The 15,868-nt window shown below is 67.1% G+C and carries 14 protein-coding genes, 1 tRNA gene and 3 pseudogenes; 12 read left to right on the top strand and 6 right to left on the bottom strand.

Features of this window, described 5'->3' with window-relative positions:
* Nucleotides 1-28: 28 nt before the first annotated feature.
* The 5 genes from tig to G4G28_RS11885 form a co-directional block, all read right to left on the bottom strand.
* Nucleotides 29-1,369 (bottom strand): trigger factor, encoded by a 1,341-nt coding sequence (gene tig, locus G4G28_RS11900; protein WP_182988416.1) that lies wholly within the window; start codon nt 1,367-1,369, stop codon nt 29-31.
* Nucleotides 1,370-1,400: 31 nt separating this feature from the next.
* Nucleotides 1,401-1,487: transfer RNA gene (locus tag G4G28_RS11895), tRNA-Leu, on the bottom strand.
* A gap of 409 nt (nt 1,488-1,896) precedes the next feature.
* Nucleotides 1,897-4,983 (bottom strand): efflux RND transporter permease subunit, encoded by a 3,087-nt coding sequence (locus G4G28_RS11890; protein WP_183108401.1) that lies wholly within the window; start codon nt 4,981-4,983, stop codon nt 1,897-1,899.
* Nucleotides 4,980-5,222 carry a hypothetical protein gene (locus G4G28_RS26045; RefSeq protein ID WP_229508047.1) on the bottom strand — a complete coding sequence of 81 codons (243 nt, stop codon included), beginning with the start codon at nt 5,220-5,222 and terminating at the stop codon, nt 4,980-4,982. Before G4G28_RS26045 ends, G4G28_RS11890 begins: the two co-directional genes overlap by 4 nt.
* Before the next feature lie 38 nt (nt 5,223-5,260).
* Nucleotides 5,261-6,094, bottom strand: a complete 834-nt coding sequence (locus tag G4G28_RS11885) for an efflux RND transporter periplasmic adaptor subunit (protein ID WP_229508046.1) — start codon at nt 6,092-6,094, stop codon at nt 5,261-5,263.
* Between the two features lie 249 nt (nt 6,095-6,343).
* Here G4G28_RS11885 and hpnC point away from each other — a divergent pair, with 249 nt between their 5' ends.
* From hpnC to G4G28_RS11855, 7 genes and pseudogenes are all read left to right on the top strand, one after another.
* Nucleotides 6,344-7,156, top strand: a complete 813-nt coding sequence (gene hpnC, locus G4G28_RS11880) for a squalene synthase HpnC (protein ID WP_183108400.1) — start codon at nt 6,344-6,346, stop codon at nt 7,154-7,156.
* 90 nt (nt 7,157-7,246) lie between these two features.
* The gene (gene hpnD / locus G4G28_RS11875; protein WP_182988414.1) at nt 7,247-8,080 is read left to right on the top strand and encodes a presqualene diphosphate synthase HpnD; all 834 of its coding nucleotides are present in this window, start codon (nt 7,247-7,249) and stop codon (nt 8,078-8,080) included.
* Nucleotides 8,067-9,487: pseudogene (gene hpnE / locus G4G28_RS11870) on the top strand (hydroxysqualene dehydroxylase HpnE). Before hpnD ends, hpnE begins: the two are co-directional and overlap by 14 nt.
* Nucleotides 9,488-9,543: 56 nt before the next feature.
* Nucleotides 9,544-9,705 carry a hypothetical protein gene (locus G4G28_RS11865; RefSeq protein ID WP_183108399.1) on the top strand — a complete coding sequence of 54 codons (162 nt, stop codon included), beginning with the start codon at nt 9,544-9,546 and terminating at the stop codon, nt 9,703-9,705.
* A gap of 16 nt (nt 9,706-9,721) precedes the next feature.
* The gene (locus G4G28_RS26040) at nt 9,722-10,186 is read left to right on the top strand and encodes a DUF1700 domain-containing protein (protein WP_229425025.1); all 465 of its coding nucleotides are present in this window, start codon (nt 9,722-9,724) and stop codon (nt 10,184-10,186) included.
* Nucleotides 10,183-10,467 carry a hypothetical protein gene (locus G4G28_RS26035; RefSeq protein WP_229425024.1) on the top strand — a complete coding sequence of 95 codons (285 nt, stop codon included), beginning with the start codon at nt 10,183-10,185 and terminating at the stop codon, nt 10,465-10,467. Before G4G28_RS26040 ends, G4G28_RS26035 begins: the two co-directional genes overlap by 4 nt.
* Nucleotides 10,468-10,476: 9 nt before the next feature.
* Complete coding sequence (locus G4G28_RS11855) at nt 10,477-11,280, top strand: head GIN domain-containing protein (RefSeq protein ID WP_183108398.1); 804 nt, start codon at nt 10,477-10,479, stop codon at nt 11,278-11,280.
* Between the two features lie 16 nt (nt 11,281-11,296).
* Here the strand turns inward: G4G28_RS11855 and G4G28_RS11850 are convergent.
* Nucleotides 11,297-12,534: pseudogene (locus G4G28_RS11850) on the bottom strand (TIGR03862 family flavoprotein).
* Between the two features lie 133 nt (nt 12,535-12,667).
* On the opposite strand from G4G28_RS11850, the gene G4G28_RS11845 reads away from it, so the two are divergent.
* From G4G28_RS11845 to dctP, 5 genes and pseudogenes are all read left to right on the top strand, one after another.
* Entirely contained in the window at nt 12,668-13,054 is a 387-nt protein-coding gene (locus G4G28_RS11845) for a hypothetical protein (protein WP_182988413.1), read from the top strand.
* The gene (locus tag G4G28_RS11840; protein ID WP_183108397.1) at nt 13,051-13,254 is read left to right on the top strand and encodes a helix-turn-helix transcriptional regulator; all 204 of its coding nucleotides are present in this window, start codon (nt 13,051-13,053) and stop codon (nt 13,252-13,254) included. Before G4G28_RS11845 ends, G4G28_RS11840 begins: the two co-directional genes overlap by 4 nt.
* Before the next feature lie 310 nt (nt 13,255-13,564).
* Complete coding sequence (locus G4G28_RS11835) at nt 13,565-14,206, top strand: alpha/beta fold hydrolase (RefSeq protein ID WP_229508045.1); 642 nt, start codon at nt 13,565-13,567, stop codon at nt 14,204-14,206.
* Between the two features lie 11 nt (nt 14,207-14,217).
* Entirely contained in the window at nt 14,218-14,442 is a 225-nt protein-coding gene (locus G4G28_RS11830; protein WP_182988412.1) for a hypothetical protein, read from the top strand.
* A gap of 242 nt (nt 14,443-14,684) precedes the next feature.
* Nucleotides 14,685-15,726 (top strand): annotated as a pseudogene (dctP, locus tag G4G28_RS11825) (TRAP transporter substrate-binding protein DctP).
* The last annotated feature ends 142 nt before the right edge of the window (nt 15,727-15,868 follow it).

Here is a 15,868-nt window from a genome sequence, read left to right as displayed (position 1 = left end):
GGTCCAGTCGCCGAGCTTACGACTTCGCTCAAGCTTGTGGGTTGCTGCCCATCAATTCATCGAAAGCGACGGCCTTGCTACTGACCTTCGCCTTGCCAAGTACATAGTTAACGACGTTTTCTTCCAATACAAGGGCTTCGACTTCACCCAGGCGACGACGGTCGCTGTAGTAGTACTTCAGCACTTCCTTCGGATCTTCGTAGCTCTGTGCGAAGTCTTCGATCTGCGCCTTCACCTGCTCTTGCGTTGCTTCCAGGCTGTTTTCGCTCACCAGCTGCGACAGGATCAGGCCCAGGCGCACGCGGCGCTCGGCCTTCTCGGCGAACAGTTCGGTCGGGAACGGCATGTTCTTGACGTCCATGCCGCGCTGGGCCATGTCCTGGCGGGTCTGCTCGGCCAGGCGCTCGGAATCCTGCTGGATCATGACGGTCGGAACGTCCATCTCGGTGACCTTCACCAGCGCGTCCATCACGGCTTCCTTGTTGCGGGCCTTGACGCGGGCGTTGACTTCACGCTCCAGGTTGGTCTTGATGTCGGCGCGCATTTTTTCGATCGAGCCGTCTTCGATGCCCAGCGAACGTGCGAATTCGGCGTCGACTTCGGGCATGTGCGCCCATTCCAGCTTGGTCAAAGTGATGGTGAACTCAGCGGTCTTGCCGGCCACGTCCTTGCCATGGTAATCCTCAGGGAAAGCCAGCGGGAAGGTGCGGCTCTCGCCCACTTTCAGGCCGACGGTCGCGGCTTCGAATTCCGGCAGCATGCGGCCTTCGCCGAGCACGAAGGCGTAGTCGTCAGCCTTGCCGCCTGGGAATTCCACGCCATCGATGACGCCGACGAAGTCGACCGTCACGCGGTCGCCATTGGCAGCCACGGCTTCGCCGCCGTCGCCGTGCTCGCCTGCCTCGCCCTTGGTGTGGTAGTGCACGCGCTGCTTGCGCAGGATGTCGATGGTCTTGTCGATCTCGACGTCGGTGACTTCGGCCGACACGGTTTCGATGTCGACGCCGGCGAGGTCGCCGATTTTGACTTCAGGGAAAACTTCGAAGGTCGCGTCGAAGGCCAGCATGCCTTCCGGTGCGTCCTGCTTCGGCTCGATTTTCGGGAAACCGGCAACGCGCAGGCCGTTCTCGTTGGCGGCGTCGTTGAAGGCGCGGCCGACGCGGTCGTTGAGCACGTCGGATTCGATCTGGTAGCCGTACTGGGCAGCGACCATCTTCAGCGGCACTTTGCCTGGACGGAAACCAGGTGCCTTGGCGGTCTTGGCCTGCTTCTTGAGGCGTTTCTCAACTTCCGTACGGACGTCGCTCAGCGGAAAAGTGATCGTCAAGCGACGCTCGAGTTTACCCAGGGTTTCGACTGCAGTTGCCATCGTAAAAATCGTCCAAAAAAATAATTATTCGTGGTGCGAGGAGGGGGACTCGAACCCCCACACCATTGCTGGCGTCAGGACCTAAACCTGGTGCGTCTACCAATTTCGCCATCCTCGCGCAGGATTGCATATTGCCACAAAAACAAAGGGCGCCCGAGAGTCAAACCGGCCGCCCTTGCACTCCATTGTTTAGGGGCTACAACTTCAACCCGGTATTTTACTGGATTTTCTGACACTACAGTATGAAATTTGATGGAGTGCGGGGCGTAGGTGGTGTGCATATATGGCGGGGCGTGCGGACGGCCCGGTTGCCGTCAGTCGCCGCGCGGAATCCGGCGGTGAGACCGCGTGGGCTTGAAAGCCCACCCTACGAAATCACGTTGCCAACGATGGCGCGTCAACTCGACCGGTGGACCGCGTGGAGTCAGGACTCCACCCTACGTATCGCTGGTTTCGTAGGGTGGGCTCTCGAGCCCACGCGAATTGGCACCGACGCCGGCCACTAACGCGCATTCATGCACCCGCCGTCAACGCACCGGCTTCTTCACCCTGAACCACGCCGCATACAGCGCAGGCAGGAACAGCAGCGTCAAGGCCGTCGCCACCAGCAAGCCCCCCATGATCGCCACCGCCATCGGCCCCCAGAACACCGAGCGCGACAGCGGGATCATGGCCAGCGCGGCGGCGGCGGCCGTCAGCAGGATCGGCCTGCAGCGGCGCACCGCGGCCTCGACGATCGCGTCCCAGGGCTCGGCGCCGGCCTTGATGTCCTGCTCGATCTGGTCGACCAGAATGACGGAGTTGCGGATGATCATGCCGAACAGGGCGATCACGCCCAGGTTGGCGACGAAGCCGAAAGGACGGTTCAGGATCAGGAGCGCCATCGCCGCCCCCGCCACGCCCAGCGGCCCGGTCAGGAACACCAGCAGCGCGCGCGAGAAGCTGTGCAGTTGCAGCATCAGCAGCGTGAAGACGATGAACAATACCAGCGGCACGTTGGCGGAAATCGATGCTTCCGCTTCCGAGCTGTCGGCCGCCGCGCCCTCCAGCGTCACGCGGTAACCCGCCGGCAGTTTCTCGCGGATGCCGGCCAGCTTGTCGCTCACTTGCCCGGAAACGGTCGGCCCCTGGATACCGGCCACCACATCCGACTGCACCATGATCGCCCACTCGCGCCCTTCGCGCCAGATCACGCCCGGCTCCCAGACGAATTCGACGCGTGCCACCTGGCCGAGCGTCACCGAGCGCCCCGAAGCAGTCGGGATATTCGTTTCCTGCAACACCGAGATCGTCGAACGCTCCTCGACCGGCTGGCGCACGACGATGTCGATCAGCTCGTTAGTCTCGCGGAACTGGCCGATGGTCGTGCCCGACAGCACGGTGGCAATCGCCCGCCGCACCGATTGCGAGGTAACGCCGAGCGCGCGCAACTTGTCCTGGTCCAGGTCGAGGCGCAACACCTTGACCGATTCGTTCCAGTTGTCGTTCACGCCCACCGCATTCGGATTGGCGCGCAGGACGTCCTTCACCTGGTCGGCCAGGCCGCGCACGACGCCGATATCGGGACCGGCCACCTGGAACTGCACCGGATACGGCACCGGGGGCCCGTTCGGCAGCAGTTTGACGCGCCCACGTGCTTCCGGGAAGTCGTTGCGGAACACGTCTTCGATTCTGGCCTTCAGTCGGTCGCGCGCGGCGGCGTCAACCGGCAGCACGACGAACTGCGACACGTTCGACTGCGGGAAGATCTGGTCGAGCGGCAGGTAGAAGCGCGGGCTGCCGGTGCCGACATAGCTCGTGATGCTCTCCACGCCCTCCTGCTTGCGCACGAAAGCCTCGAACTTCTTCACCAGCACTTCGTTGGCGGCGAAGCTCGTGCCCTCCGGCAGCCACATCTCGACCATCAGTTCCGGCCGGCTCGAGTCCGGGAAGAACTGCTTCTCGATGAACTTGAAGCCGAACACGCCCAGCGCGAACACGGCCAGGCTCAAGGCAATCGTCATCATGCGAAATTCCACGCACCAGGTAACCAGGCGGCGGAAGCGCTGGAACATCGGCGTATCGAACACGTCGTGGTGCGAGTGGCCGGGCGCGTGTGGCTTCACTTTCAGCAGGATGAAGCCGATGTAGGGCGTGAACGTGACGGCAACAATCCACGACACCAGCAGGGCAATGGCATTCACCGAGAACATCGAGAAGGTGTATTCGCCTGCGGCCGACTTGGCCAACCCGATCGGCAGGAAACCGGCGGCCGTGATCAGGGTGCCGGTCAGCATCGGCATCGCGGTCGAGGTGTAGGCATAGGTGGCCGCCTCGAAGCGCGACAAGCCCTCCTCCATCTTGCGCACCATCATCTCGACGGCGATGATCGCGTCGTCCACCAGCAAGCCGAGCGCGATGATCAGCGCGCCCAGCGACACCTTGTGCAGCGAGATGTCGAGCATGCGCATGAAGAGGAAGGTGATCGCCAGCACCAGGGGGATGGTCAGCGCCACCACCAGCCCTGGGCGCACATCGATCGACAGCTTGGGCCTGGTATGCAGGCCCAGCGCCACGAAACTGACGGCCAGCACGATGAACACCGCCTCGATCAGGGTGCGGATGAATTCGTTCACCGAACTCGTCACCGCCAGCGGCTGGTTCGACACCCGTTCCAGCTCGATACCTACCGGCAGCTGCTCGCGGATGCGCTCCGCCGTTTCGTCGAGCGACTTGCCCAGCTTGATGATATTGCCGCCCTTCTCCATCGACACACCCAGGCCGATCACCTCCTTGCCGTTATAGCGCATCTTCTCGACGGGAGGATCCTGGTAGGCGCGCTTGACGACCGCAAAATCGCCCAGGCGGAATGTGGTCGAGCCGGCGCGCAGCTGCAGGTCTTCCAGCTCGCGCACGCTGCGGATCGCGCCGGTCACGCGTACCTGCAGGTTGTCGGTGGGCGTGACCAGCACGCCCGCCGGTTCGATCCCGTTCTGCGTCGCCAGCTGGTTGACGATCTGCTCGAAGGGCACGCCGAGCTGGGCGAATTTCTTGTTCGAGAACAGGATGTTGACCTTTTCGTTCTGCACGCCGAACTGTTCGACCTTGGCCACCAGCGGCACGCCAAGCAGCTGCTGGCGCACGAAATCGGCGTAATCCTTCATTTCGGCATAGGTGAAGCCGTCGCCCGAAAGCGCGAAGATGGAGCCGTAGGTGTCGCCGAACTCGTCGTTGAAGAAGGGACCGATGACGCCGGCCGGCAGCGTCCCCTGGATATCGCCGATTTTCTTGCGTACCTGGTACCAGGAGTCGGGCACGTCCTTCGGCGGCGTCGACTCGCGCAGCTCGAGGATGATGGTCGTCTCGCCGGGTTTCGAAAAACTGCGGATGCGGTCGATATAGGGCGTTTCCTGCAGCTTCCTCTCGAGCTTGTCGGTCACCTGCTCGGCCATCTGCACCGCGGTCGCGCCCGGCCAGACGGCACGCACGACCATGGCGCGGAAGGTGAAGGGGGGATCCTCGTCCTGGCCGAGCTGGCCGTAGCTGAGGATACCGCCGATGAGCAGCGCCGCGATCAGGTAGCGCGTCAGCGGGATGTTCTCGAGCGCCCAGCGCGACAGGTTGAAGCCCCTCATTTGCGTCCCCCGCTTGCGGCCCCGCCCGCGGCCGCGCCACCCGTGGCGGCCGCCTCGGTGTCGCCGCGGCGGGCGACATCGGCGCTGAGGATGCGCACCTTCTGGCCATTGCGCAGCATGTTGACGCCGGCCGTGACCACGGTCTGGCCGGCCTTGACGCCGCCGCCGAGCAGCACGTCGTTGCCGACCAGGGCATTGACCTGTACCGGAACCAGGCGCACGGCGCCGTTCTCCACCACCCAGACGCTCGTCGCACCCTTTTCGTGGTACAGCGCGGTCAGGGGGCGCGCGCAGGCCGCTGCCCCCGCTGCTGGAAGCAAACTGCACCGTGGCTGTCATTCCCGGGCGTACGTCCGCACGCGGCGGGATCGCGATGCGCGCCGCATAGGTGCGGGTAGCGGGGTCGGCCACCGGCGACACCTCGCGCACCCGGCCAGGAATCGCCTGGCCCCTGGTTCGCCCACAGGCGCACCAGCACGGCCGTCACATTGCGCAGCCCGCCGACCTGGTCCTCGGGGATCCCGATCACGACCTCCATCTCGTCGGTCCGGGCCACGCGCACCACCGGCGTGCCGGCGTTCACCACCTGGCCGACCTCGGCGTCGATGCCGGTGACCACGCCGTCGATGTCGGCCACCAGGCTGGCATATCCCGCCTGGTTCGACTGGCCGCGGTAGGCGGCGCGGGCGGCGTCGGCTTCGGCCTGGGCGGCGCGCAGGGCGGCCCGCTTCGAGTCGAGCACGGACTGGCTGACGAAGTTCTTGGCACGCAATTCCTGGTAGCGCTTGAAGTCGGCGCTGGCCAGGTCGCGGTTGGTCTCGGCCGCGCGCAGGCTGGCCTGGGCGCCCGCCGCCGCCAGCCGCAGGTCTTGCGGATCGAGCTGCATCAGCACGTCCCCCTTTTTCACCGGGGCGCCGACATCCACCTTGCGCGCGGTGATCTTGCCGGCGACCCGAAAGCCCAGGCGCGACTCGATGCGTGGGCGCACCTCGCCGGAAAACTCGGTGCTGGCACCACCCGCAGCGGGCGTCAGCACGGCGGCGCGTACCGGGCGCAGCGGTGGCGGCGGCTCGTCCTTCGAGCAGGCGGCCAGCAGCAGGCTCAGCGCCATGGCCAGGACGGTGATCGGGCGAGGCCCACGAACCGGAAGGCGGGCGGAAGAGTGGGTCGGCATGCTCACGGGGCGTATCCTTTATTGTTCGGTCTTGAAACGTTCGCTGGCAGCAGCTTGCATAAGGATGATCAGCAGCAAAGCTGCAAGCCGGGTCCGCATACTGCCAAGCCGACAATTATAATCATGATATTCATGCAAACCCGCATTTCATATGACGCGACGCTCGCAAATGCGTCGCGCCACCCCATGCCCGTCGACCACTACGAAAACTTCCCTGTCGCTTCCATCCTGCTGCCGCGCCGCCTCGTGCCTGCCGTCGAGGCCATCTATGCGTTCGCGCGCGGCGCCGACGACGTCGCCGACGAAGGCGACGCAACGCCCGCCGAACGGCTGGCCGGCCTGACCCGTTACGAGGCCGGGCTCGACGAGATCGCTGCCGGCGCGGTCCCTTCCGATCCGGTATTCGCGCGCCTGGCCGCTGCCGTCGCCGCATTCAGGCTGCCGCTGCAGCCGCTGCGCGACCTGCTGTCGGCCTTCCGCCAGGACGTGGTCACCACGCGCTACGCCGACTATCCGCTGCTCCTCGACTATTGCCGGCGCTCGGCCAACCCGGTCGGGCGCCTGATGCTGGCCCTGTATGGCATCCAGGACGAGCGCGACTTGCAGGACTCGGATGCCATCTGCAGCGCCCTCCAGCTGATCAACTTCTGGCAGGACGTCGGCGTCGACATCGCCAAGGGGCGCATCTACCTGCCGCGGGAAGACCTGGCGCGCTTCAGGGTAGACGAGGCGGATATCCTGGCGCAGGCCGACACGCCGGCCTTTCGCGCCCTGATGGCCTTCGAGGTCGAGCGCGCCCGCGCCCTGATGCTGGGGGGCGCCCCGCTCGCCGCGCGCCTGCCCGGGCGCATCGGCTGGGAGCTGCGCCTGGTCGTGCAGGGCGGCCTGCGTATCCTCGAACGCATCGAGCGCGCCGGCTTCGACGTCTACCGCCAGCGCCCCGTACTGGGCAAGGCGGACTACCTCGTCATGCTGTGGCGCGCCCTGCGCATGCGCTGAACACCCGCGAAAAAGCCGGCGCGCCGCCCGCGCGGAGCCCGCCATCGGCTAAGATAGCGCATTCGCAACGCCTAACATTGTCATTTTTACATGTCTCCTGACGAATACTGCCAGCAAAAGACGGTCCAGAGCGGCTCCAGCTTCTATTACAGTTTCCTGTTCCTCGCCCCGGAGCGCCGGCGCGCCATCACGGCCCTGTACGCCTTTTGCCGCGAGGTCGACGACACGGTCGACGAGGCGACCGACGCGTCGCTGGCACGCATCAAGCTGGCCTGGTGGCGCACGGAAGTGTCGAGCATGGTCAAAGGCACGCCGACGCATCCGGTGACCCAGGCCCTCAAGCCCCACCTGGAGGTCTATCACCTGGAAGAGCAGCACCTGCAGGCGATCATCGACGGCATGGAGATGGACCTCGACCAGAGCCGCTACCTGGACTATGCGGGCCTGCGCAAGTACTGCTGGCACGTGGCCGGCGTGGTCGGCATCCTCTCGGCCAGCATTTTCGGGGTCACCAATCCCCAAACCCTGCAGTACGCCGAGAAGCTGGGCCTGGCCTTCCAGCTGACCAATATCATCCGCGACGTCGGCGAAGATGCGCGCAAGGGCCGCATCTACCTGCCGGTGAACGAGCTGCAGCAGTTCGGCGTGACGGCGGCCGATTTGCTGAACGCGCGCCACAGCGACAAATTCGAGGCGCTGATGCGTTTCCAGACCGAGCGCGCGCAGAAGATGTATGACGAGGCGCTGGCGCTGCTGCCGAAGGAAGACCGGCGCGCCCAGCGTCCGGGGCTGATGATGTCGGCCATCTACCGCACGCTGCTCGACGAGATCGCGCGCGACGGTTTCCACGTGCTGAACCAGCGCATCTCGCTCACCCCGCTGAGGAAACTCTGGCTGGCGTGGAAGACCTATGTTCGCAACTAGAAAGACGGCTGGCGCCCGCTCGGTCGCCGTCGTCGGCGGCGGCTGGGCTGGCTGCGCGGCGGCTTTGGCGCTCGCGCGCGAGGGCCAGCGCGTCACGCTGTTCGAAGCCAGCCGCACCCTGGGCGGACGCGCGCGCGGCGTCGAACTGCAAGGCCGCATGCTGGACAACGGCCAGCACATCCTGCTCGGCGCCTACGACCAGACCCTGCGCCTCCTGAAGCGCCTCGAGGTCGACCGGGACCGGGCCCTGCTGCGCCTGCCGCTGCAGATGCGCTACCCACAGGGCAGCGGCGGCATGGACCTGGTCGCCCCCCGCCTGCCGGCGCCCTGGCACATGATCGTCGGGCTGCTGCGCGCCAAAGGCCTGGGCCGCGAAGACAAGCTGGCACTGGGCCGCTTTTCCACCAGCGCACGCTGGATGGGCTGGCGCCTGAACACGGATGTTCCCGTCGCCGAGCTGCTGGAGCGCTTCGAGCAGACGCCGCGCCTGGTTGCGCTGATGTGGCGCCCGCTGTGCCTGGCCGCACTCAATACCCCGCTCGAGGAGGCCTCGGCCAACGTGTTCGGCGGCGGTGCTGCGCGACAGCCTGGGCGCGCGCCGCGCCGCGTCCGACATGCTGATCCCGCGCGTGGAACTGGGCGCCCTGTTCCCGCAGGCGGCGGCGCGCCACCTGGCGGCCCGGGGCGGCGTCGTGCACCATGGCGCCAAGGTCGCGGGGCTGGCACGGCTGGCCGCCGGCTGGGAGCTGCGGGTCGAGCGCCAGGGCGCCGCTGTGTTCGATGCCGTCGTGCTGGCCTTGCCGCCCACGGGGGCCGCGGCGCTGCTGGTCCCCTTCCCCGAAGCCGCCACGCTGACTGGCCAGCTGCAGGCTTTCGACTACCAGCCGATCGCCACCTGCTACCTGCAATACGATACGGCGCTGCGCCTGCCGCTGCCCTTCTGCGCCCTGCTCGACGATGCCGCGCAAGGCCGCCATGGCCAGTTCGCGTTCGACCGCGGCCAGCTCGATGCCAGCCAGGCCGGCCTGGTCGCCGTCGTGATCAGCGCCGCGGCAGCTGCCGCCGCGCTGCCGCAGGAAGCGCTGGCACGCCTGGTCGCCGCCCAGCTGGCCGAGGCCTTCGGCAACCCGGCGCTGGCCGAGCCGCTGTGGACCCGCGTGATCACCGAAAAGCGCGCGACCTTCGCCTGCACGCCTGGCCTGGTGCGTCCGCCGAACGCCACGCCACTTCCCGGGGCTCGCCCTGGCGGGCGATTACACGGCCGGCGACTACCCCGCCACCCTCGAGTCGGCGGTGCGCAGCGGCCAGGACGCCGCCGCGGTCATCATCGAAGGGCGCAGCCCGGCCCCTCAAAACGACAGTTTGTCGCACGCCCCTGGCCAGGGGCCGGCCGGATCCGTACAGTAGCAGCATCCGATAGCACTACCCCACTTCGCCGCACGCGGCACACGCGAGACACACACATGCGCTGGAACCTGCACTACAGATTGGGCCTCTCGGCCATCGCCGTCCTCGCCCTGGTTGCGGCCAGTACGGCGGCGCTCGTGCTGCCGGAACTGTTCGGCGGCCGCGCTGGCGCGCATACGCCCGCCCTGCTCTCGATGTTCGCCCTCGGCCACGCCTGACGAGACCACAGCACCCATGGGCAAACTGGAATACCTCGACCAGCTCAAGCGCGCCATGCTCGGCCTGCCGCCCGAGCTGCAGGCCAAGACCCTGGCCTGGTACGAGCAGCGTTTCGTCGACGGCGTCAATAGCGGCCGCCGCGAAGACGAGATTGGCCGCGAACTCGACGACCCGAAGAAGGTCGCGCTGACGCTGCGCGCCAACACCCACATGAACGCCTTCGCCGAGCAGAAGAACCCGGCCAACCTGCTGCGCATGCTCGTGTCGGTCGTCGGACTCCTGATCTTCAATCTGTTCATGGTCATTCCCGCCGCGGTGTTCGGTGCGCTCCTGGCCGCGCTGTACGTGGGCGCTTTCGGTTTCTATATCGGCGGCATCGCCCTCACGGCCAGCGGCCTGGCCGGTGCCAACGAACTCGTGCTGGACGGCCCGCTGCGCGGGTCGCCGTCGAGTCGGCACCGAGCGCGCGCACCCGGGTGACGATCGGCGAGCACGGCATCGAGGTGGTCGACGAGAAGGCCGAAGACGGCGCCGTGTCGCCCTCGCGCGTGGTGCGTGGCGCGGAGCGCGTGGCCGGCAGCGCCATCGAGATTTCGACCGACATGGACGAAGAGTCGCGCATGACCCAGGCCGCGCTCGGGCTGGCCATGGTCGTCGGCGGCATCCTGCTGTTCCTGCTGTCGATCGTGATCACCCGCTACGCGGGGCTGGGCGCGAAACGCTACCTGCAAATGAACATGGCCCTGCTGCGGGGCGGATAAGGAAAATCGATGCGCGCCTTGTTACGGGTGGGCCTGGGCCTGCTACTGCTGGCTTTCGTGCTGATCGGCCTCGCCTTCGGCGCCCTGCGCACGCACGGCGGCCCGGCACGCCTCGAAGGCCGCATGATGGACGAACAGACCCGCACGGTCGGGCACGACGTGCGCGCGGTCGAGCTGTCCGGCCCGATCGACCTGACCCTGCGCTATGGCGCCCAGCCGCAGCTGGTCGTGCGCGGCGAAGAACGCCTGCTGGCCAATATCGAGACGGTGCAGGACGGCCGGGTGCTGCATATCGGCACGCGCGGCATCGTGCTGCGCCATCGCGGGCCCTTGGCGGTGGAACTGACGCTGCCGGCGCTGGACCGCGTGGCCGTCGACGGCAGCAGCGACACTGTCGTCAACGGCTTCTCTGGAGAACGCATAGAGGTCGAGCTCAATGGCTCGGGCAGCATCGTCTTCAATGGCCGCTACCGCCAGGCCCACGCCGCGGTGCAGGGCAGCGGCGACCTGACACTCGACGCCGGCAACGGCGACGAGATCGAGGCGAGGCTCTCCGGTTCAGGCTCGCTCACGCTGGCCGGCGCCGCACGCAGCGTCTCGGTCGAATCGGACGGTTCCGGCACCCTCGATGCCCAGCGCCTGCGCGCCGAACGCGTGAAGGTGCGCCAGACGGGATCGGGCAACACCAGTGTCACCGCGCGCGAAACCCTGGCCGCCTCGGTCAGCGGCAGCGGCGATGTGGAAGTGTATGGCGAGCCGTCCCAGCGCAGCGTCAGCCGCACCGGCAGCGGGGACGTGCGCTTCGAGCAGTGAGCCGGCTTGATGCCGCTCAGGCGCCCATCCATTCCAACACACCCCTGCCGGCCGCGCGGCCGCTGGCGAAACAGGCGGTCAGCAGGTAGCCGCCGGTCGGTGCCTCCCAGTCGAGCATTTCGCCGGCCACGAATACGCCAGGCAGCGCGCGCAGCATGCCGTTGGGGTCGAGCGCCTCGAAACGCACGCCGCCCGCACTGCTGATGGCTTCGTCGATCGGGCGCGTGCGTTTCAATACCAGCGGCAGCGCCTTGAGCGCCTGCGCCAGCCGGTCGGGTCGGCGTATTGCTCGCGCGTCAGGCATTCGTGCAGCAGGCCCGCTTTCACGCCCTTGATGCCGAGGCGGCTTTGCAGGTGGCTCGCCATCGAGCGAGAGCCGCGCGGGCGCGTCACCTCATCCATCACGCGTGCGGCCGCCAGGTCCGGCAGCAGGTCGAGCCAGATCGTGGCACTGCCGCGTGCGGCGATCTGCTCGCGTAGCGGCGCCGATAAGGCATACACCAGGCTGCCCTCGATGCCGGTCGCCGTCACCACGAACTGGCCCTGGCGGCGCGCCCGTGCGCCATGCGCATCCTCATGGGCGATCGCCACCGTCGTGAGCGGGCTGCCGGCGTGCTTCTCGCTGAAATGCGCGCTCCAGTCGGTGTCGAAGCCGCAGTTGCTGGGCACGAGCGGCGCAACTTCCACGCCGCGTTCGGCCAGCAGCGGGACCCAGGCCCCGTCCGAACCGAGGCGCGCCCAGCTGGCGCCGCCAAGCGCAAGAACCGTCGCGTCGGCCTTCTCGAGCCGTTCGCCCTCGGGCGTTGCGAAGACGAGCTGGCCCTCGCGCCAGCCCTGCCAGCGGTGGCGCGTATGGAAGCGCACGCCCGCTTCGCGCAGGCGGTGCAGCCAGGCGCGCAGCAGCGGCGCCGCCTTCATGTCGGCCGGGAAGACGCGGCCGGAGCTGCCGACGAAGGTATCGATGCCGAGCGCATGGATCCAGGCGCGCACCTCGGCCGGGCCAAAGCCCTCCAGCCAGCGCGCCACTTCGCCCGTGCGCGACCCGTAGCGCCCCCAGGAAATCGGGCAGCGGTTCGGAATGGGTGATGTTCATGCCGCCCTTCCCGGCCAGGAGGAACTTGCGCGCGCTCGAGGCCATCGCATCGTAGACGTCGACCGTGGCGCCGCCCGCGGCAAGGACTTCGGCCGCCATCAGGCCGGCGGACCGGCGCCGACGATGGCGACGCGGGGTGGAGGTGGCGAGGAAGCTGGCATGCTGGCTGGTGCGCGGGAATCGGAGGCGCATTGTAGACGAGTTTGCGGTGTGCGAGACAGATGTAAAGGTCGCTTGACATCGGGCGCCGGTGCGCCTACGATGTAAAGCATCCTTTACACCACGGAGTTCGACATGCACGAAAAACGCGTTGCCCGGATCTATCATCGCGAACTGTTCGGCGCCATTGCGCTGTATGCGCTGATCCTGGGAGTGGCCATCCACGTCGGCCGCCCGATGGCGCCCGGCGCCCTGCGCACGCTCATCCTCCTCAGCCCCATGATCGGCTTCGCCGCCGCCATCTGGGCCATCGTGCGCCAGGTGGGACGCGTGGACGAATTCGTGCGCATGCGCCTGCTGGAGAACGTGGCCCTCAGCGCGGCGCTGACGGCCGGGCTCACCTTCAGCTACGGCTTTCTCGAAATCGCCGGCTATCCGAAACTCTCGATGTTCAGCGTCTGGTGCGTGCTCTGCGGAGGCACCGGCGTCGTCGGCATCGTACGCAAGCTGGCAGGCCGATGAAGAACCTGATCCGCGACCTGCGCGCCGAACGGGGCTGGAGCCAGGCCCACCTGGCCGAGCTGCTCGACGTGTCGCGCCAGACCGTGATCGCCATCGAGACCGGGCGCTACGACCCCAGCCTGCCCCTTGCCTTCGCGATTTCCACATTGTTCCAGCAACCGATCGAAACCATCTTCCACCCCGACCAGGAGCCAGCATGAAAGCAGTCTTGTCGTTCGCAGTTGTCCTCGGCCTTGCAAGCGCATCCGCCGCCCCGGTTGCCTCAGCCCTCGCTCCCGCAGCTTCCGCGGTCGCGCCGAACCGCTTTGCAGCAGCCCCCGCACCCGCCGAACAGTTCGAGCTCGGGCATGCTGGTCGAGCGCCACGGCCGCGCCAACGGACCGGCCATGATCCTGATTCCCGGCCTGGCGACCGGCGGATGGGTGTGGCAGGAAGTGGTGCGCGAATTCGCACCCACCCGCGCCCTCTACGTCGTGACGCTGCCGGGCTTCGACGGCCGCCCGGGCGTCAATGGCGCGACCGTTCGATGCGGCCAGGGCCGCGCTCGCGGAACTGATCGATTCGCGCAAGCTGTCCAGGCCGGTACTTGTCGGCCACAGCCTGGGCGGCACCCTGGCCATTGCGCTGGCCGAGGACATGGGCGCGCGCATTGGTGGCGTGGTCAGCATCGATGGCTTGCCGGTGATGCCGCGCAGCGAAGATACGCCGCCCGAACAACGCGCGGCCATGGCGGAGAACATGCGCCAGCGCATGGCTGCCACGCCGCCGCCCGCCTTCGCGGCCCAGCAACGCCAGTACATGCGCAGCATCGGCGCGGTCGACATGGGCAAGGCCGACGACCTGGCCCAGCTCACCGCGCGCAGCGACCCGGCGGCCGTGGCAAGCTGGGTCGGTGCCGTGCTGGCGCGCGACCTGCGTCCAGGCCTGCCGCGGATCACGGCGCCGGTGCTGGTGCTGGCGCCCCGGTACGGCCCCGACGCCGCCACGGCGGGCGGCATGCTTGCTGCCGACAAGCTGGCCTACTATCGGGAGCTGATGACGGGCACGCAGCGGCTCCAGGTCGAGCCCGTCGACAACGCCCGCCACTTCGCCATGATCGACCAGCCGCAGGCGACGAACGCCGTCCTGCGCCGCTTCCTGGACAAACTGTGAAGGAGTCCGCCATGCCCCCACTCTCGCACTGGATCGTCCAGTACTGTGCCGCTGCCTGCTCGATGTTCGGCCTGTTGCTCGGCGTCGACATGGCGCGCGGCGAGCTCTTCGCGCGCGCCTGGCCCTATGCATTGGCCTGGGCCCTCGTCGCCTCGGCCCTGTTTGTCGGCACGCGCTACCGCAACATGAGGCGCGGCATCGCCTGCGGTGTGTGCGATCGCCTCGACAAGAAGTAGGAAGCCCTCCTCCTTGACGGGTCTTAAGCGTGGCGGGTGCGACAGGCCCGATACTGCCGAGTTATTCACGGTGCATTTGTTAAGACAACAATATTCTGCTTGACAAGCATTCTCGAAAGAATATTCTTATATGCACCAAAGTGCATAAGATCAGTCTGTACTCTGCACACATGTGAACGATGGGCACCCCGATGTGCCCACGATTCGCCCGGTAGTTCGTTTGCTCATCTTGGAGGATGAATATGTCGTTGAAGACAGGGCCGCTCCTGGCCCGCAGGACCGTGCTGGGCGCGATCGCGTCCAGCCCCTTTTGGTTGCAAAGCGCCTGGGCTGCTTCGCAATCGATGAAGATCTCGCACCAGTTCCCCGGCGGTAGCATCACGGAAGGCGACTTCCGCGACCGCCTCTGCCGCATGTTCGCCACCGAGGTCGAGAAGCACACCCGCGGCGGCCTGAAGTTTTCCATTTATCCGAATTCTGCCCTGATGCCGGCCAACAGCCAGTTCAGCGCACTGCGCAAGGGCGGCCTCGACCTGGCCCTGGTGCCGCTGTCATATGCCGCCGCCGAGGCGCCGGAAGCGAACATCGGCCTGATGCCGGGCCTGGTCACCTCGTACTCCCAGGGCTATGGCTGGAAGAACGCCGAGGTCGGGCGCGAGCTGACCCGCATCCTGGCCGACCAGGGCCTCGTCATCGTCAGCTGGATCTGGCAGACCGGCGGCGTCGCGTCGTCGCGGCGCGCCCATCCCGGCACCGGAAGACGTGCGCGGCCTGAAGGTGCGCGGCGGCTCGCGCGAGATGGACCTGGTCCTGCAGGAAGCCGGCGGCGTGGTGGTCAACGTGCCGTCCAACGAAATCCACAACGCCATGAAAAGCGGCGCGCTCGACGCCGCCTTCACGTCCTCGACCTCGCTGATCTCGTTCCGCCTGCAGGACGTGTCGGGCGCGCTGACCACGCCGCGCGGCGGCGGCTACTGGTTCATGCTCGAGCCGCTCCTGATGTCGAAGACGGTGTTCGACCGCCTCCACAAGGACCAGCAGGCGGCCATCCTGAAGGTGGGTGCGGACCTGGAAAAGTTCGCGCTGCGCATGGCGCAGGCCGACGATGCGGCGGTCGCCAGCGTCTACTCGCGCGTCGGGGCGCGCGTGGTCGACATGGACCTTGAAACGCTGAAGAAGTGGCAGGAGATGGCGCGCACGACGGCCTGGCGCGACTTCGGTGCGCGCAGCGACAATTGCGCCAAACTGCTGGCGCTGGCCGAAAAGTCGATCGCAGCGCTGTAGGCATGGCCGTAGCGTGGACGGGTTTCCCGTCCACGCGTACGCATCGCGCTTCCCCTCGGATGTCGGCCTGCACCCGTGCGTTGACCGCGTGGAGCCATTCAGGCCGTGGGCCTGAATGGCGAGCCGTCCACCCTGCGGGATC

This window comes from Massilia sp. Dwa41.01b (assembly GCF_014171775.1).
Taxonomy (GTDB): domain Bacteria; phylum Pseudomonadota; class Gammaproteobacteria; order Burkholderiales; family Burkholderiaceae_D; genus Telluria.
Note: the sequence above shows the minus strand (reverse complement) of the source record. Positions and strands in the feature narration are given on the sequence as shown.